Here is a 17,325-nt window from a genome sequence, read left to right on the forward strand (position 1 = left end):
AAAGGAATAATATGCTTTCTTGGTTTAACGATACTTAGACCAACAGGACTCGCTTATACATGGATAATAACTCTCAATCCACAGAGACTAGTGATCACGGGCTGTGGAAAAAGTTAGCTTTAAATAAAGGAGCCAACAGCCTTTCCTTGCGCATGTTATCCTACATTCTTATCTGCTCCACCCTGCTTGCTCTGATCATCACCCTGATTCAACTTTATTACGATTACAAGCAAGATGTGAAAGTCATTGAGGAAAGTATCGATCAGATTGAAGTCAGTTTTCTACAACCAATTGCAGCCAGCTTATGGAACCTTGATGAAGAACAAGTCGAGGTACAAATTGAAGGCATTATGAACTTGCCTAACATGCAATATGTATTGGTCAAAGAAATCTTAGGTTCTTCTGAAGTCCCACTATTAGCACGTGGACGTTCAACCAACCAATATGATCTATCTCAGGAATTTGATCTTATTTATCAAGACGAGATGGTTGGAAAGCTGTTTGTCGCCGCCTCTTTGGAACAGGTGTATGAGCGCTTATGGCAAAAAGCGATGCTGATCCTCATTAGCCAAACCGTGAAAACCCTCGTGGTATCCATCGGTATTTTATTCATCATTTATTACGTGATTGTTCGCCACATCAATACCATTGTGGATTACACCCGCAACCTAGACCTAGACAATCTAGGCGCACCACTAAAAATTAATGCTAACGGTAAACAACGCAACGATGAGCTGGGCGAATTGGTCAATACTCTCAACCAAATGACCCGAAAAATTGACCACGAATTTGCCCAAAAATTAAAAGCCACCGAGCAATTAGCTCATGAGCGAGACTTCTCCGCAACCGTCATCAACTCAAGTAATGCGGTGATTGTGACCTTAGACAATCAACTCAACGTATTAACCGTGAACCCTGCTGGTGTGCTACTCACCGGCTTTCATCAAGAAGAACTAATCGGCCAAAACTGGCTGAGTGTATTTGTCGACAACGACCGGCGCGACAAAATTGAAGCCGATCTCCGACAGTTAAGGGTGATCCAAGATCAAGAATTAACGCTCACCGATCAGGTGAACAATCAATATACTTTACTATGGACCTTTGTTCCCTTTTACGAAGGCAATCATGTCTCTCGCATGATCGCCTTTGGCTATGATGTGACTCCACTAAAACGGGTTGAAAAAGAAATAAAAACCCTCAACGATGAGTTGGAACAAAAAGTAAAGTCACGAACCGAGCGTTTAGAGGAGAGTAATCTCCAGCTCGCTAGTGCTTTCGATAAACTTAAAAATGCACAACAATCCTTAGTGGAAGCCGAGAAAATGGCCTCCTTAGGTGGCTTGGTGGCTGGGGTCGCTCACGAGATTAATACCCCAATAGGCATTAGTGTCACTGCCGCATCTTACTTACAAGAGCAAGGCAAACAACTCGAAAAGAACATTGAAACTGGCAAGTTAAGCCGTCGCTATATGGAAGAGCTAATCAGTAACTTACAGCAATCGACTGAGTTATTGCTGAACAATTTACGTCGTGCCTCTGATTTGATTAGTAGCTTCAAGCAAGTTGCCGTCGACCAAAGCTCCGAAGCCTGCTACACCTTTAATCTCAACGAAAATGTCAATCAGGTGATCACCTCTTTAGGCCATAAAATTCGTCGTTCTGGTTGCACGATCAAAGTGGATTGTCCCAACGATTTAGAACTTTATAGCTTCCCAGGCAGCTTTACCCAGATCTACTCAAACTTAATCCTCAACTCCATTAAACATGGCTTTGAGGAATGGGACGGCGAAAAACAAATCAATATTCACATCTACCGGGAAGGTGAACAACTCCATCTCGATTATCAAGACACTGGTCGTGGGGTGGAGAGTAGTATTGTAAATCGTATTTTCGACCCCTTTGTCACGTCTAAACGCGGTCAAGGTGGTAGCGGCTTAGGTACTCACATCGTTTATAATCTCGTGGTGCAGTTACTGAAAGGCCATATTTCCTTCGATAGTAAGGAAAATGAAGGGGTTAAGTTCTTCATTCGTTTGCCTTATCAATCGCAAAAACAGGTCACAAAAGCTGATTAACATCTGATACAGCTACAGGCTATACTGCTGCAACATATCTGTCCTACACGGAGTTTCTCAATGAAAGAATATGATTACCTATGCATTGGCGCAGGCAGCGGCGGTATTGCCTCAGCCAATCGCGCCTCAATGTACGGCCAAAAAGTGGCGCTGATTGAAGCTCGTCATGTAGGTGGTACTTGCGTGAACGTAGGTTGTGTCCCTAAAAAAGCCATGTGGTTTGGTGCCCAAGTCGCGGAAGCTATTCATCGCTATGCACCTGATTACGGCTTTGATTTACAAGTGAATCAATTTGATTGGGCAACCTTAGTTGCCAGCAGAGAAGCCTACATCAAACGAATTCATGGTTCCTATGACCGCGTATTGGGTAACAATGGGGTCACACTTATCAATGGCTTTGCAAAGTTTGTAGATGCGAATACCGTGGAAGTGAATGGCGAACAAATCCGTGCCAAACACATTCTCATCGCCACTGGCGGTCGTCCTTCAATCCCCGCAATCCCTGGCGCCGAACTCGGCATCGATTCCGATGGATTTTTTGCTTTAACAGAGCAACCTAAACGAGTCTTGGTACTCGGAGCAGGTTACATCGCGGTTGAATTGGCAGGTGTTTTACACTCACTGGGTAGCGACACTCATTTAGCGGTGCGTAAGCACGCGCCCTTACGTAACTTTGACCCAATGCTTAGTGAAACGCTGGTCGAAATCATGGCGGAGGACGGCCCAACGCTGCACACCCATAGCGTACCACAATCCATCGAAAAACAAGCTGATGGCAGCTTGAATGTTAAATTTGAGAATGGCAACAACATCGAAGTGGATTGCGTTATATGGGCGATTGGCCGTGAACCCGCCACCGATAATATCAACCTAGCCGCGGCTGGCGTTGAAGTTGATCAACGCGGTTACATTCAGGTCGATGACTACTCAAATACCACCGCAGCGGGCGTCTACGCTGTCGGCGATAATATCGGTAAGGTAGAACTCACCCCAGTTGCCGTCAAAGCCGGACGTTTGCTCTCGGAACGTTTATTTAACGGAAAAACTGAAGCTAAAATGGATTATCAACTAATCCCTACTGTGGTCTTTAGTCACCCAGCCATCGGCACTTTGGGTTTAACCGAACCTGAAGCGATTGCTGAATACGGTGCGGATAATGTCAAAGTCTACAACTCAAGCTTTGCCGCGATGTACACAGCGGTCACTCAGCATCGTCAAATGACCAAGATGAAACTGATTTGTGCCGGTGAAGAACAAAAAGTGGTTGGTCTGCATGGGATAGGTCTAGGCATGGACGAAATTTTACAAGGATTTGGTGTTGCCATGAAGATGGGCGCAACCAAAGCCGACTTTGATGCCTGTGTCGCGATCCACCCCACCAGCGCAGAAGAATTTGTTACTATGTAGATCAGGGTCTGGAAACAGTACCCTGTAGAATTGACGATTCTGGAAAACCTACTAATACTTAGACCTATAGAAATATCTATTGGTTTGGGGCTAGTATGGTTTTCGTCGTTAATTCTTTTGATTTTGAAATTCCCAACTGTAGTGGCATAGTGAATTTGGCCACCTGATTAAAGGTGGTTGCCCATCGTGAAGCAAATGGAAATTAACCTTGGTTAAAAGTAAATTTGAATAGCCTGATATACTTTTACCAATCCACAAAAATCAAGAAAAATAAAAAGTAATGCAACGTACGACGCCTCCCCAGCACAAACTAAAACATGACTACCTTTAAAATACACCTCGCCAGTATGATATCGAATGCATTTCGCAAGTTGCGAAACGCACCTTGCGTAATTGTCATTTCTTTAAATTTTCAGTGTCTTACAGTAAAAGTTTATGCAAATCACAAGCTGGCTTTTGCTGCTGTATATAACTCTAAATCACGAAAAACGTCGCCGGCTACAAAGTAGAGAAAACCAACCTTTACATCGTTACTCATTACGCCTGTGACTAAAATAGATTTAGGCCAAATATGTCTTTGATATCAAAGAGCACTTTATCTGTCTTTTCTCGAGAAAGCTGACTTCCAGCCTTCAAAATGTCGATTAGTTGTGCCTTGTCATTTAAATACATAGCTCTTCTCTCTCGAATGGGCCGGAGCATTTCTTGTAAGCATTCTTCTAATATTCGTTTCGTCACGCCGTCACCCAGTCCCCCTCGTTGATAGTGTTGCTTTAATTGTTGGACATAGCTTTCATCTGGATGAAAAGCATCTAAATAAGTAAACACCACATTCCCCTCTATCTTGCCGGGGTCTTCAACCCTTACATGGTGAGGGTCGGTATACATAGACTTAACCGCTGCAGTGATTTCCTTTTCACTAGCTCCTAGATTAATAGTGTTCCCCATAGATTTAGACATCTTATTTTTTCCATCGGTGCTAGGTAAGCGTGGCGCTTTACTTAACAATGGTTGACATTCATTGAGAACATTGCGCCCGGCTAACGCGTTTATCTTCCGCACGATTTCATTAGTTTGTTCAAGCATTGGTAATTGGTCGTCACCAACGGGGACTAATGTTGCGTTAAACCCAGTGATATCCGCGGCTTGAGAGATGGGGTAAGTTAAAAATCCTGCAGGGATGGAGCGCTCAAATCCTTTGTTTTGAATTTCACTTTTAACTGTGGGATTACGCTCTAGTCGACTAATAGTAACTAGGTTGCTGTAATACATAGTGAGCTCGGCAAGCGCTGGTAATTGTGACTGCAGACATATGGTTGTTGCTGATGGGTCTATCCCTACAGCGAGGTAATCCGCCACCACATTTAGAATATTCGATGACACTTTTTGAGGGTGAAGGGCATTGTCTGTCAGGCCTTGCATATCAGCAACAAGAATGGTTTGTTCATGGTGAGCTTGTAAAGCGACACGCTGCTTTAAAGAACCAACGTAATGGCCTAGGTGTAATGGGCCCGTCGCTCTATCACCGGTTAAAATAACCTCTGATTTATCAGTTTTCGGTTGTGTATTCATTGGTATATCTCCTCGTCAAATAAATTGGCCACTGGAGATACAAAAGAGATGACAATCTTAGCTACCTACCAGCAGCATAAGAATGTAAGAATTCTGTGCCGCTCTAATGAGAGCGCCACCAAAGAATGGATAATGTAGGCATTGAAATATTATTCATAACGAGAATCTAGCAATAATCGAGTTAGGAGACAAGCGTTTGAGTGCTCCCCTAGCATATGCTGTAGGCAACTAGTTAGCTTTACTCTTGTTAGTATGTCGACATTTAAGATTGTAAAGCATTTCAGGGCCACTTCGAGCAAGAAGAAAGATTTCAATAAATTTCGTCTACCCTTCCTGCGCAAAAAAAACGTTGTCCTCTGGAAAATTCTTTCCTGAATCTTGCATCTCAACAAAATTTTTGTGATTTTTGCTATATTTCTGGAAAAGCCTTAGAAGCCTCGTCTACTCTAGCTTTACAGAACTTTTCCAGAATTTAAACTACAGAGTAAACATGTACTATGTAAATTCAAGGGACTAAAACACCGATTAGCCTTTGATTCGAAGACCCTTCAACGAATCAAGGCTAATCTGGCTTGTATCGTCAAGTCGCGCACCTTTATAGAACCTTAGTGAGTGACTCTGATATCTTAGCTCAAAGATAAAACATCAAGTTTCGCTAAATCACTGAGACAGCTCCTCTGCACGACTTCCATGTCGTCGGCTCTTGATTGATTCATGATTGCGCTCACTTTACCGACGAGACTTCGCTCGGAAGCGGATGAAAAGCGGCCAACGGCTACCTGTAACGTGTGAATCACAACATACTAAAAGTGGCGAAATGCCCCCTTAAACAATGGCGATCATCGACTAGGAGGATGATTCCAATAACCGAACACATCAAATAAAAAAATCTAACCGATAGACTAAAAAAGAAAAAGCAAGTCTAGCGACTTCTCTTGTAGCTACAACGAATCAGGAGGAGGAGGTCATCCATCATAACCTCCTTTTTGTATGCTCAAAATTAAGCGCTAAATAGCTAAATAAGACACGACAAACGCGCTAAGCTCTGCTTAATTGGAAACAACACATCTGCGCCCAATTGCATTGCCCGCTCCGGTGACCAGCCGTAATCCTCATCAGGCAAATCAGCGTTATCTTTAAATGGCATTTCGATGGTATAAGACAATGTCTTAAACTGTTCGCCCAACCATGCGGCGCCAATCTTTAAGTTAGCCTCTCCCGGCTTGTTCTTGGCATAACCATGTTGATCTTGGAAGTCTGGTGAAATCGCCATATACGCTTGCTTAAAGGTTTCTTCTAGCAACTGATGCCGCGCATCATATGAAGGGACCCCTTCACACCCTGCCACAAAATTGTAAGGCACAGATTCATCTCCATGAATATCAAGAAACAGATCGCCCCCCAATTCCAACATCTTTTGTCTTGCTAAAAACACCTCTGGGCTATGTTCCATGCTTGGATTTTGCCATTCACGGTTCAAATTTATACCAGCGGCATTAGTACGCAAATGACCTCGCACTGAACCATCTGGATTCATATTCGGCAAGACATAGAATACGGTTTCTTCCAATAGCTTTTTAGCCAAGGGATTATCTTCGTCCAATAACGTGGCGAGCATCCCCTCAACAAACCATTCTGCCATGGTCTCACCTGGGTGCTGCCTCGCCATCACCCAAACTTTGTGCTTGGCCTGCTCGGCATCACCAATTTGCAATAAACTCATATCCCGACCATCCAAGGTTTGCCCTAGGGTACTAAGTCTCACCCGAGGATCTTGTTGTATGGTTTGCAATAGATCCAGATGGCGCTCGTAGCTATAAGGTGCAAAATAAGCGAAATAGACACTCGATTGCTCAAGCGCCAAAGAAAATTTTAATTGCTCACCATCATAATCGGTATCGATGCGAAACCATTGTTGGCGATCATAAGATGCGACGACCTGATAACCTTGCCAACCCTGTGGATAAGCCGACTGACTGGCGTTGATAATATGGAATTGATAAGACTGCGCTTGCTCAGCTTCAAAACGAAAATGAAACCACTGAAAAAACTCAGATTGGTTGTCATGTTTGATTTCAAGTTGGATATCTTGCGGATCTTGTAAAGCGATAACTCGAATGTTACCACTATCAAAATTATCAGTAATGTACATCTCTACACCTTCATGCTGAATAGGGTCCTAGGAGTTGCCCAGTATAACTGGCAATGCCTAGAGGCTGTTTATCTTTTGAGATTATTTTTACAAGGAACCGTCATTTTTTATATCAGGAACAGCACTATGGCATCACCTGACGAGAATAACTAAAAGGCTCGTCTAGGGTCTTTTGATTTTCATCACCAAGAATAGATCAGCAATGATGCCAAATATATTTAATACCAGTCCTTTTGACGAAACCATATGAGTTAGTAGCCTTCTGAACAAAGGCCACAGATTAGCGGCTGAGGTCTTTATTTTTGGTAGCGTCCATCTCCTGAACTTCGATCCTAAAGTAGCGAATATCCAATTGTTTCGCATAAGACATGCTGCCATCAAGCGTGACCAACTGTCCCTGAGATACCACTCGCTGATTAAAGTCGATCCCCTGTCGAAACACTTCTTCACCGCCTTGGTCAATAAATATCATCACCAAGGCTTGCTCAATCGGCCCTTCAACCAACAACTGGTAACTCACGCCAATCTGTTTCCCTTGGTTTTCCGACTCAACAAAAAAAGCCGAACGAACATGTTGTTGATCGATGGCGATCAAACTATCAAAGGCAAATACACGTAATTCGGGGTGATTCTCTTTATTTAGTTCGAAGTTATACTTTCGTTCTAATTGTAAAGCTTGGTTCAATTTCAAGTTTTTCTGTTCAACCACATTAAAATCACTTAACAAGCCTTCATAATCGTGTCTCAAATCATGGTAAGTCGGTAATAGAGCGACTAAATAAAATACCGACGCAAAACTAATGACCACCAGCGCGGCACTAATCCAACGATACTTTCTAACATGTCGATAGGCTTTCTTATAATGTTGATGGCGCGCCTTATGGTGCTCATATCGAACTTGCAGACTCACCTCTGAACGGTGACTGTGTTGCTTTGGAGAATGAAAATCGACACTATCAGCAGCGTGAATAATCTCAGCCTGCTGTTTTAGCTCATTGGTAGACATGATCTCTTCCCTAAGATTGCCTAAAAGTGGCTTATGAATACTAACAAATATTGTTAGCCTTAATTTATATCTCAAAAATAACGGCGAGATACGGATCCTGATTAATTTTAACACTTAAAATTAACAAGCTAAACACTCCCGCTAGGGCAACCACCAGAGCATTCAGCCTCAAAGTAATTGATACCAGAAAGCGCCCCTTTAACATAGCAGTTAAAATAAGAATTATCAGTAATAAACCTACATCCGTGACAACTGCTTACATTTGCTCTTGATTTTCTTTTATCCTTTCGCCACATGTTGGTACAGCTATCGGCACAAAGCACTACACTTTATAGCTTGAGTGAGTACAATGAGCGCCAAATTGATGAAATGGTAAGGGGATAGGATGGCAATTCAATGGTATCCAGGGCATATGCACAAAGCCCAGAAACAAATCAAAGAAGTGATGCCAAATATCGATTTGATCATCGAAGTATTGGATGCTCGGATCCCCTATAGCAGTGAGAACCCGTTGGTTGCCACCCTACGTGGTGATAAACCCTGTATCAAAGTGTTAAACAAGAGTGATTTAGCCGATCCCGAGATCACCCGCCAATGGCAGCAATACTTTGAACAAGAGCAAGGGGTGAAAGCGATTCCCTTGTGTACTATTCAGGGGAATCAGACGCAAGAATTACTAAGCTTATGTCGTAGTATGTTACCCAATAAAGGGGGCGTTGATAAGCCAATCCATACTATGATTTGTGGGATCCCTAATGTCGGTAAATCGACTTTAATTAACGCCTTAGCGGGACGAACCATCGCTAAAACCGGCAACGAACCTGCGGTAACCAAGGCTCAACAAAGGATCCGTCTAGAGGGCAACATCATCCTCTCAGATACGCCAGGGATCCTTTGGCCAAAGTTCGACAATGTCGCCAGCGGCTACCGCTTGGCAACAACCGGAGCGGTCAAAGATACAGCCATGGATTATGATGATGTCGCAGCCTTTGCTTGCGAATATCTATTAGAAGCCTATCCCGAACAGTTAAAAGCCCGTTATAAACTTGAAGATTTACCTGAGTCAGAAATTGTCTTGATGGAAGAGATTGGTCGCCGCCGAGGCTGTTTGGTTCGTGGTGGTCAGGTCGACTACGTGAAGGTTGCCACCATCATTCTTAACGAACTACGCGATGCAACTATCGGTCGAATTAGCTTGGAAACGCCAGCGATGGTGGCAGTTGAAAAAGTTGAAACGGCCAAGCTAGTCGCCGAAAAAGAAGAAAAAAAGAAAATGATTGCCGAACTACAAAAGAAAAAACGCCGTAAACGACGCTAATTATTCTGGCAATAAAAAACCACCCACCGTTCACGGTGGTTTTTTATTGCTTAACAGGCTGGCCTTATTGGGTTAAATAGGCAATCGCGTCTTTAATTTCATCTTCACTACAATCACCACAAGTGCCCTTGGCTGGCATCACACCATTAAACCCGTTCCAAGCGTGGTTAAATAAGGTCTCGTTACCTTGAGCAATACGAGGCTCCCAAGCGGCTGCATCACCTTTTTTAGGTGCTCCGGCAACACCAGTGCTATGACAAGCCGTACAATAAGTATTAAAAACAGTTGCCCCATCTCGAGGACCGCTTGCGGCAGCAGGGGCTTTAGTCACGGCAAGTTCGCCATCTAAATAAACGGAGCCGACAGGTTTAATCCGCTCGATTATCGCTTCATCAGACATATCAGCCGCAAACGCACTGGGTAATATGCTTAAGCACAGTGATACCAGCAATGTTTTCCAATTCAAAAGCTTCACCTTTATCTCTCCTCATTGTGCCTACTGTCTGCAGTATTAGGCATCCTTGTCATTATTGGCAAAATTATACCCGCTATTCCCCTGAGGTTAAACCATTGTAAAAACGAATATAAGAACTATGTATCTTAGATGTTACTTAGCTGGGGTTTTTCAGAATATCTCGCCACGGCAGTTGTCGGTCACCCAAAGAAATAAAATTAGGATTCTCTAAGGATTCGCGCTGGTTATAGCTTAGGTCGCGTAAATGTAAATCCAACAATCCGCCACCCGCTTCTTCTAAGATGATCTGCGGCGCGCCAGTATCCCATTCGCCAGTTGGGCCGACTCGAATATAACAATCAGCAACGCCCTCGGCGACCAAGCAACTTTTTAAGCTAGCGCTACCTAAAGGATAAAGTTTGTAATGATAGTTACAATTTAAAATCGCTTGCAATAAAGCAGGGCGCTGCACTCGACTGGTGGCAACCCGGATTTGCTCGGGCGGACTATCGTAATGACGACTACGAATTTTGGTTCGTTTACCCGCCTGCTCTTTAAACGCACCATGCCCCTTGACTGCTGCATACAATATTTGCACGATAGGTCCATAAACCACCCCCAATACCGGTTGGTTATCGTGGATCAAGGCAATTTCGGTAGCAAAGTCACCACTCCCAGAAACAAACTCCTGAGTACCATCTAAAGGGTCGACTAGCCAATAAGTTTGCCAAGTTTGACGCTCTTCTAGAGGAATATTCGCCTGTTCTTCAGACAAAATGGGGATTTCTGGAGTTAAGCTGGAAAGCTTATTCATAATAAAATGATGGGCTGCGTAATCAGCTGAGGTCACGGGTGTTTTATCTTGTTTCACCTCGCTGACATAATCACCTTTCTCATAAATGCTACGGATTAACTCACCAGCACCACGTGCAATTTCAATCACTTCTGATAACACACTGACAGGCTCAAACATCCTCTAGCAATCCACCTTATTTTTCTTCAACCATTTTTCTAATAACAACAATGATGCAACACTACGCGCTTCAGAAAAGTCTTCACGGCTATATACACTGTCTAAGTCTTGCAAAGAAACTTTAATCATGTGCAACGGTTCTGGTTCATCGCCAGGTAAAATACTCGGACGAAGCCCCTGTGCCACATAAACCGACATATGACTGGAGAAATAACTCGGCGCCACCGAGAGTTCGGTAAGCAGCTGAAATTCACTCGCTATCAGGCCAATTTCTTCTTGTAACTCTCGATTGGCGGCAACCAGTGCGGTCTCTCCTGGATCGATCAAGCCTTTTACAAAGCCTAGCTCATAACGCTCTGTTCCGGCGGCGTATTCACTCACCAATAACAGCTCACCTTGCTCAGTGATAGGCAGTACCATGACCGCGCCGCGCCCCGAGCCAACCAAGCGCTCATAGGTCCGGTGTTCGCCATTACTAAACTCAAGGTGTAATTCTTCAATTTTGAAATAACGACTTTCAGCAGTGATGGCACTGTCTACTAATCGGGGCGGATGATGCTTACTCATCGCGGTTCCTGCTATCATTGACGTAGTATCATTGTTACATTGCTGTTAGAAGCACTCAAGGATTTGCGAACAAGAATGTTTAACTGGAGCCAAATAGATACCGTTTTGCTGGATATGGACGGCACTTTGCTAGACCTCCATTACGATAATTATTTTTGGATGCATTATCTACCGAACGCAATTGCTCAGCAAAATAAGCTCAGTACAGAACAGGCCCGTGAACAACTAATGGCTGATTACGAAACCGTTGCAGGCACCTTAGATTGGTATTGTTTCGATTACTGGAGCAACAAAACCAACATCGATATACGCCAGCTTAAAACCGAAGTAGAGCATAAAATAGCATGGCGCAATAACGTAAAACCCTTTTTAAACGCTTTAGCACAAGCAGGCAAACAACGTATTTTACTCACCAATTGCCATCCCGATGGTCTCGCCACCAAGGTTAGGGTGACCGGTTTAGATCAATACTTGGACCAACAGTTTAGCGTGCATCAATTTGGTTATCCCAAAGAAAAACCTGAACTATGGCAAGCACTGCTTGAGCATCACCCCTTCGAGCCGGAACGCACCCTGTTTATTGATGATAATGAGAAACTGCTTGAGCAAGCCAGCCGCTTTGGCATTAAATTTCTATTAGGGATCCGCAACCCCGATTCACAGCAAGCGAGCAAGTCTTTTAAACACTTCCCATCCGTTGACGATTACCAGCCGCTCACCCAACAATTGGTAAACTCAGGCCCGATGTTAACGAGGTAAACGCCCCTGCTCTTTGAACCGATAATATCCCTGTGGATCGACTCTTCCAATATATTTAAGATTGTTACTTAAACCACTGGGCATTTCCGCTCCGGCTTTAATTTTGCCTTCGGCAGCCCAACTCGAGGAAGTCAGTGAAGCGAACCACTCAAGTTCGACTTGCGAGTCACGATGATTCAACTGAATTGTCGGCTGTCCTTGCTTACAAGCAAGCTCAGCCTTCGCATTTGCTAGCTGTAATTCACCTAAGGGCGAATTGATCAATGGTGCCAACCAACGCAGCTGTCCCTGTAATTGTTCACACCATGGACTACCTTGGCTTGCTTCTGTCAATTGCAGTTGAAGTTCGCCGTCAACCGAAACTGGAAGCCCCAACGGTAACTGTTGCATCAGCCAGCTTGCTGGCGCGTTAAGCTGCCAATCTTTGACAAACCATCCCGACAGACCAAGCCCAACTAAACCCTGTCCTGCGAGCTCATGATCGTTCCCCAAACTCAACTCAGCCATGAGTCGGCCGCTCAATAAGGCACTCGGTTTCACCTGCCAATGCACTTGTTTTAAACTCAGCTGAGGTAAGTTAATACTCGCCAACTGACCATCCCACACCGAACCGCGAGGCTGATTCAAGATCACTTGTTTGGGAATTGGAAGGTAATTGAGGACCACCGACAAGGGCATGGTGACCACCAAACTAACCAAATAAACAGAAATCAATAACAGCGCTAATCCAAGATACTTCTTCATTCTGCCTTACCTAAGCGTAAGCGGCGCACACCAACCGTACCGGCTTGCTTCCCTTCATCTAAATCGATACTTTCAACAACGACACCGTAACGTTGACTAAGCATATTCAACCACCCCAACAATTGATTAAAAGGGACATTTTCAATCCATACTTCAACTTCACTATCGCCCTTAGGTTGAATTCGACTAATGCTAATACGCTGTTGACGGGCGCTACTACTGACCGCTTGATTCACTTTAATTGTGCCAGCATTGGCTTGCGTATGGCCATTCGCTAAAATCACCGCACCTTGCTGTTGCGCCCACAATAGGGTTTGCTGTTGTGTCGCTAAACGCTGTTTCGCAGCTTGGTTTGCTTGCGCCACCGGCGACCAAACACCCCAATATAAAACGGCGACAAAACACAAGATGCTAGCCAGCATCACTAAGTTTTGCTCACGCTTATTTAAACTTTGCCACCATTGTTTCATAAAGCCTTCCTTATGATCAGCGTTCCAACAACCCCACCCGCCTTGTTACTTAACGTACCTTGCTCGCTCGCATAGGGCTTTAAAGCTTGGCGAAACTGTTCAAAACTTTGGAACGATGGTGCCTGGGCTTGTAAACGGATTTCGCCCTTCTTTTGCTCATAACGCAAACTCAATGGCTTAAAATTATCAGTATTACCGAAGGCTGATGACAGCTGAGTCATCATCATTAAAAAGTCTTGCTGAGGCGCTTGATCAAGTGCAGCTATAGCTTTGCGAAAGTCACTGCGGATCCGACTATCTCGGATCCGTGAGACCTGAGGAAATACCTTCTTATAAACCTGACGAAGATTGGCATCGACAGTGGTTAATTGTTGTTCGGTATTGTAGGTATCAAGCAGCTGATAAGTGAGCGCTAGCGCAAAACAAAGCCCAGCGGCTATCGCAGCTTTCTTCCACTGTGCCCATAACTTAGTCACTGGATTTTCGGTAGCGTAGCGGCCTTGTAATAAATTGAAACTTGCCTTTTTTGCACCGTCGGCCAACAACTTCATCGGTAATTCTGGTGAAGCGGCCTGCCACTCAATGCCCGCAACTTCGATATCGGGTGCCGGACTATAGTGCTTAATCAGCAATTGCTGGTCATCTTTGACTAACAATGGTAAAGCAACACTTAACCAGGCTTGGTCAATACACATGCCACGCCCATCGGTAAAGCGAAATAACCACTGCTGATTGATCTGCAACGCACTGGCTTGCTCCGTCTCTGGCTGAGGTAAACAAAAGCTATCCACATGCCACGCCTGACTAGAGATATTCGCATCTTCCAGCATCTCCAGCCAATCCGACATTTGCTGCTGACTCACACAAGCAACGTCAACCCCATCTTTAGCTTTAGCCAAAATACAAATATGTAAATCGTCGGGATCTTGAGCGAGTTGCTCTTCCAACATAAATGGGACAACTTGTTGCCAAGAACGCTGCGCCGACTTCGGCAAAATCAAATGATGTTGTGTCACATCACAGGCTGGCACCAACACCGTGACTCGCCGATGTTCGGCTTTTTCTTGTAATGAACTCAACGCCGCACTTCCGCTAAGCTCTCCAGCGGCAATCACTTCTTGTTCGTTATCAGACCAAACCATCCAGTTGATGACATCTTGGTCGCTACTGGGTAAGCGGATTAACAGTTGCTCGTTCACTGTGCGCCTCCGTAAGTTCTGCGGATCGACTTAAGATCGGCCTTGCCACTGCGCTGAATAACGCTGGTCATCTGTGCTTGTCCTTGTTCATTTTCTATTTGCAGTTGTGCCATAAAATAATTTGAATTTAATGTTAGCGACGACTTAACCCCTGACGCACTCAGAGAAATGCCTGATAAAGCATTATGTGCCATCATTTCATCTAAACTACGATAGCCTTCATCTGGTCGGTCATTCAAGACCTGTTGCGCGCTACTGTTATCTAAATCCGGGTAAAACAGCGCTTCGAGCAATTGCGGTTGATCGAGTGCAATTGTGTTCACATTAATCGCCAAAGTCGACTGCGGCAAAGCGCAAATATAAGGTGAGACTTTGCGATAAATCGCAGCATTTACGCCATATACCGCTCGAAATTCGCTGCGCTCAACCATCGGCATATTCGCCGGTAAATAAGGCGGAATTAAACCTTCATATACACCGTCTTCGGCGCCCTGCGCCAAAGGAATTGTATCCGCATCAATCCAATCCCGAGTGGCATCCGTGATCTGCTCAGCGAGATAAGCGTCCACGCCCAAGGCCACTAATAAACCGGTAAATTGCGCAGCCACCTTGGGCGGCTGTCCATCCGTTTTATTCGGTTGCCCTAGAGCATTTAAATTAAAGCAGGCCTGTAAATCATGAATACTGCCCTTAATCACCGAATCTTCGACAGGGAACACCATTCCCTCAGTGGCCCAGTATTGCCCCAGATGCACCCTATCATCATCTTTTAGATCTTGTTTTAAGACTTTAATGGCAAACGCTTCCGCCCCCGATAATAGCCAATGAGCACGTATAGATTGTTGTAAGTTGCTGGCTCGCGCTAGGTCGAGCTGCAAGCGCTGACTAAACTGTGCAGCCACCACCACCATAACCGCCAAAATAAGCATGACGGTTAATAATGCGACCCCGCGCTGGCGCTGAGCAGAGAACCCTTGCATTATTCGGCACCCTTACTGGATTGATCGTTAGATGAACCGTTATCGCCAGTCTTGCCATCGTTGGTATTGGTATTTTCTTGTGCTTTGCTCGCCATAGCGGCTCGACTACCTGCTGCGGTGATATAAACCCTGCGTAATTCACCATAGTCTTTCAATCGCAGTGTCACTTCCACACCACTGGGCAACTGACTCCCTTCTGGCGGCTGCTCGCTCCACCCCTTAGAACCATAGAAACGAAAACTCAAACCCTCGACATCGTCCAGCAATACCATTTCTCGCGGCTCGTAGCCCACAACAACATCGGGATATTGATAAAAACGCTTAATTAACTTTTGATCTTTTATCAAATATGCAACTCGCTGCAAATGAGAGCGATTGAGCACCGAAGAGGGGTTCCGCCAGCCTAAGCTGACCATTTCAATCCCCATATCATCGCTATCCAGCAGATACTTACCAACCACAAGCAGCGCTCGCTGTTCTTCCGTTTCATCCCGAACAGAGCGCGGCGCGATTTGGCTAAAATCACGCTGCATCAAGAACATAGCTCGCTGTAATAGCCTTAATCGTTCACCATGGCGTTGCGAAATCTGATCACTATGCAAAACCCCTTGCAAGACTTGATAGGCCGCTATCGATAACATGGCAAAAATAGCGATAGCCACCAACATCTCTAATAGCGTAAATCCGCGTTGCTTCATTAGCGGCTCAAATAACTAGTGACTTCAGCCAGCGCTGATTTTTCTTCGGCGCTGCGATAAACCGACAGAGTTACCGCGATAAAATCACTATCACTGGTTGCAACCCCTTGCGAGCGCCAATACCATTGCTGACCAGCAAACTCGGTGTTGCCCTTTCGGCTCGAGGTGCCCGGCCAAGTCCCGCTGAGTTTCAGTTCGGCCATTTGATTGTCGGCCACCCATAGGGCGAAGGTCTTATCTTGAATATAATTCAGACTAAGCAGATTCTCTGAAGCACTTTTCATGACCGCTGTGCCAGCGATGGCCAATACGGCCAACGCAACCATCACTTCGAGCAGCGTCATCCCTCGTTGCGCTTTCATTGGCTTGACTGCCGATCAATACTTAATTGGCCCAAATCATCACTCTTTACCTGCCAAGTAGATGGACTTTCGCCAAATATAAATTGCAAACTAAAAGGCGTGACTTCACCACTACTCAATAATAATATTTGTGGCACGATTTTTTGCTCAACGTCTTCGGTGATGAAGTTTTCTTCAAACAAAGGATTATCGGTAAAACCCAATTTTCCGCTACCATAACCCTGATTTAACTGCTGCTCGTCTTCTAAACTCAGTGCTAAGGCGTAGGGTTCTTCAAATTTCTCTTTTTTAAAGATCTTATCGTCCAGTGCCACCCAGCGTTGCTTTTCCATTCTCACGAACTGGTAATGCTCAACATCAGCGTAGATCCCATAATCGTAACCCGTTAACAGGGCCTGTTCTTGAGCATATTGCACTAAAGCAGCCAAATGCTTGGCTTTTTGTTCGAGTATTTTCTGCTCACTGGAACCCGACACCGACATCACCACCGTATAAATACCAATCGACATCAGCAGCAATACCAAGATCACTTCCAGCAAGGTAAAACCTTGCTGGCGGGTTTGAGGATTGCAAGCAGAAGCAGCCAAAA

At 44.7% G+C, this 17,325-nt stretch carries 17 protein-coding genes; 4 read left to right on the plus strand and 13 right to left on the minus strand.

The features are described 5' to 3' along the window. Positions 1 to 59 precede the first annotated feature (59 nt). Together ACRRS0_RS20765 and gorA are read left to right on the plus strand one after the other, a co-directional pair. The gene (locus ACRRS0_RS20765; RefSeq protein ID WP_432455702.1) at positions 60 to 2,075 is read left to right on the plus strand and encodes an ATP-binding protein; all 2,016 of its coding nucleotides are present in this window, start codon (positions 60 to 62) and stop codon (positions 2,073 to 2,075) included. A gap of 60 nt (positions 2,076 to 2,135) precedes the next feature. Then, on the plus strand, positions 2,136 to 3,482 hold the full coding sequence (gorA, locus tag ACRRS0_RS20770; protein WP_432455701.1) for a glutathione-disulfide reductase: 1,347 nt from the start codon (positions 2,136 to 2,138) through the stop codon (positions 3,480 to 3,482). Between the two features lie 549 nt (positions 3,483 to 4,031). Here gorA and trpS read toward each other — a convergent pair. From trpS to ACRRS0_RS20785, 3 genes are all read right to left on the minus strand, one after another. Then, positions 4,032 to 5,054, minus strand: coding sequence for a tryptophan--tRNA ligase (gene trpS / locus ACRRS0_RS20775; RefSeq protein ID WP_432454821.1), 1,023 nt, complete (start codon positions 5,052 to 5,054; stop codon positions 4,032 to 4,034). Between the two features lie 1,015 nt (positions 5,055 to 6,069). After that, on the minus strand, positions 6,070 to 7,206 hold the full coding sequence (locus ACRRS0_RS20780; protein ID WP_432455700.1) for a M14 family metallopeptidase: 1,137 nt from the start codon (positions 7,204 to 7,206) through the stop codon (positions 6,070 to 6,072). Between the two features lie 280 nt (positions 7,207 to 7,486). Continuing rightward, positions 7,487 to 8,212 (minus strand): hypothetical protein, encoded by a 726-nt coding sequence (locus ACRRS0_RS20785; protein ID WP_432455699.1) that lies wholly within the window; start codon positions 8,210 to 8,212, stop codon positions 7,487 to 7,489. Between the two features lie 385 nt (positions 8,213 to 8,597). Here ACRRS0_RS20785 and ylqF point away from each other — a divergent pair, with 385 nt between their 5' ends. Next, positions 8,598 to 9,530, plus strand: a complete 933-nt coding sequence (gene ylqF / locus ACRRS0_RS20790; RefSeq protein WP_432455698.1) for a ribosome biogenesis GTPase YlqF — start codon at positions 8,598 to 8,600, stop codon at positions 9,528 to 9,530. Positions 9,531 to 9,594: 64 nt separating this feature from the next. Here ylqF and ACRRS0_RS20795 read toward each other — a convergent pair whose 3' ends face one another. The 3 genes from ACRRS0_RS20795 to nudE all read right to left on the minus strand — a co-directional run bounded on the left by ACRRS0_RS20795 (position 9,595) and on the right by nudE (position 11,524). Continuing rightward, the gene (locus ACRRS0_RS20795) at positions 9,595 to 10,005 is read right to left on the minus strand and encodes a c-type cytochrome (RefSeq protein WP_432455697.1); all 411 of its coding nucleotides are present in this window, start codon (positions 10,003 to 10,005) and stop codon (positions 9,595 to 9,597) included. 136 nt (positions 10,006 to 10,141) lie between these two features. Continuing rightward, complete coding sequence (gene cysQ / locus ACRRS0_RS20800) at positions 10,142 to 10,957, minus strand: 3'(2'),5'-bisphosphate nucleotidase CysQ (protein WP_432455696.1); 816 nt, start codon at positions 10,955 to 10,957, stop codon at positions 10,142 to 10,144. A 3-nt stretch (positions 10,958 to 10,960) separates the two neighbouring features. Next, complete coding sequence (nudE, locus tag ACRRS0_RS20805; protein ID WP_432455695.1) at positions 10,961 to 11,524, minus strand: ADP compounds hydrolase NudE; 564 nt, start codon at positions 11,522 to 11,524, stop codon at positions 10,961 to 10,963. 75 nt (positions 11,525 to 11,599) lie between these two features. On the opposite strand from nudE, the gene yrfG reads away from it, so the two are divergent. After that, positions 11,600 to 12,283 (plus strand): GMP/IMP nucleotidase, encoded by a 684-nt coding sequence (yrfG, locus tag ACRRS0_RS20810; protein WP_432455694.1) that lies wholly within the window; start codon positions 11,600 to 11,602, stop codon positions 12,281 to 12,283. Here yrfG and ACRRS0_RS20815 read toward each other — a convergent pair. From ACRRS0_RS20815 to gspH, 7 genes are read right to left on the minus strand one after another with little or no spacing between them, the layout of a single operon-like run. Further along, complete coding sequence (locus ACRRS0_RS20815; protein WP_432455693.1) at positions 12,272 to 13,027, minus strand: type II secretion system protein N; 756 nt, start codon at positions 13,025 to 13,027, stop codon at positions 12,272 to 12,274. The two genes, yrfG and ACRRS0_RS20815, sit on opposite strands and share 12 nt — an antisense overlap. Beyond that, a complete protein-coding gene (gspM, locus tag ACRRS0_RS20820; RefSeq protein WP_432455692.1) occupies positions 13,024 to 13,497 on the minus strand; it encodes a type II secretion system protein GspM in 474 nt (157 codons plus the stop codon). Before gspM ends, ACRRS0_RS20815 begins: the two co-directional genes overlap by 4 nt. After that, on the minus strand, positions 13,494 to 14,696 hold the full coding sequence (gspL, locus tag ACRRS0_RS20825; RefSeq protein WP_432455691.1) for a type II secretion system protein GspL: 1,203 nt from the start codon (positions 14,694 to 14,696) through the stop codon (positions 13,494 to 13,496). Before gspL ends, gspM begins: the two co-directional genes overlap by 4 nt. Further along, positions 14,693 to 15,676 (minus strand): type II secretion system minor pseudopilin GspK, encoded by a 984-nt coding sequence (gspK, locus tag ACRRS0_RS20830; protein WP_432455690.1) that lies wholly within the window; start codon positions 15,674 to 15,676, stop codon positions 14,693 to 14,695. Before gspK ends, gspL begins: the two co-directional genes overlap by 4 nt. Beyond that, positions 15,676 to 16,374, minus strand: a complete 699-nt coding sequence (gene gspJ, locus ACRRS0_RS20835) for a type II secretion system minor pseudopilin GspJ (protein WP_432455689.1) — start codon at positions 16,372 to 16,374, stop codon at positions 15,676 to 15,678. The genes gspK and gspJ overlap by 1 nt, the downstream gene beginning before the upstream one ends. Then, positions 16,374 to 16,736: a type II secretion system minor pseudopilin GspI gene (gene gspI, locus ACRRS0_RS20840; RefSeq protein WP_432455688.1), complete on the minus strand. Its 363-nt coding sequence runs from the start codon at positions 16,734 to 16,736 to the stop codon at positions 16,374 to 16,376. Before gspI ends, gspJ begins: the two co-directional genes overlap by 1 nt. Next, positions 16,733 to 17,323, minus strand: coding sequence for a type II secretion system minor pseudopilin GspH (gene gspH / locus ACRRS0_RS20845; protein ID WP_432455687.1), 591 nt, complete (start codon positions 17,321 to 17,323; stop codon positions 16,733 to 16,735). The genes gspI and gspH overlap by 4 nt, the downstream gene beginning before the upstream one ends. Between the last annotated feature and the right edge of the window lie 2 nt (positions 17,324 to 17,325).

It is taken from the genome of Agarivorans sp. QJM3NY_29 (assembly GCF_050870835.2).
Taxonomy (GTDB): domain Bacteria; phylum Pseudomonadota; class Gammaproteobacteria; order Enterobacterales; family Celerinatantimonadaceae; genus Agarivorans.

Bases quoted from the DNA above. Each gene is read 5' to 3' on its own strand.
- ACRRS0_RS20765 (WP_432455702.1), top strand. From the start codon at position 60: ATGGATAATAACTCTCAATCCACAGAGACTAGTGATCACGGGCTGTGG.
- gorA (WP_432455701.1), top strand. From the start codon at position 2,136: ATGAAAGAATATGATTACCTATGCATTGGCGCAGGCAGCGGCGGTATT.
- trpS (WP_432454821.1), bottom strand. From the start codon at position 5,054: ATGAATACACAACCGAAAACTGATAAATCAGAGGTTATTTTAACCGGT.
- ACRRS0_RS20780 (WP_432455700.1), bottom strand. From the start codon at position 7,206: ATGTACATTACTGATAATTTTGATAGTGGTAACATTCGAGTTATCGCT.
- ACRRS0_RS20785 (WP_432455699.1), bottom strand. From the start codon at position 8,212: ATGTCTACCAATGAGCTAAAACAGCAGGCTGAGATTATTCACGCTGCT.
- ylqF (WP_432455698.1), top strand. From the start codon at position 8,598: ATGGCAATTCAATGGTATCCAGGGCATATGCACAAAGCCCAGAAACAA.
- cysQ (WP_432455696.1), bottom strand. From the start codon at position 10,957: ATGTTTGAGCCTGTCAGTGTGTTATCAGAAGTGATTGAAATTGCACGT.
- nudE (WP_432455695.1), bottom strand. From the start codon at position 11,524: ATGAGTAAGCATCATCCGCCCCGATTAGTAGACAGTGCCATCACTGCT.
- yrfG (WP_432455694.1), top strand. From the start codon at position 11,600: ATGTTTAACTGGAGCCAAATAGATACCGTTTTGCTGGATATGGACGGC.
- ACRRS0_RS20815 (WP_432455693.1), bottom strand. From the start codon at position 13,027: ATGAAGAAGTATCTTGGATTAGCGCTGTTATTGATTTCTGTTTATTTG.
- gspM (WP_432455692.1), bottom strand. From the start codon at position 13,497: ATGAAACAATGGTGGCAAAGTTTAAATAAGCGTGAGCAAAACTTAGTG.
- gspK (WP_432455690.1), bottom strand. From the start codon at position 15,676: ATGCAAGGGTTCTCTGCTCAGCGCCAGCGCGGGGTCGCATTATTAACC.
- gspJ (WP_432455689.1), bottom strand. From the start codon at position 16,374: ATGAAGCAACGCGGATTTACGCTATTAGAGATGTTGGTGGCTATCGCT.
- gspI (WP_432455688.1), bottom strand. From the start codon at position 16,736: ATGAAAGCGCAACGAGGGATGACGCTGCTCGAAGTGATGGTTGCGTTG.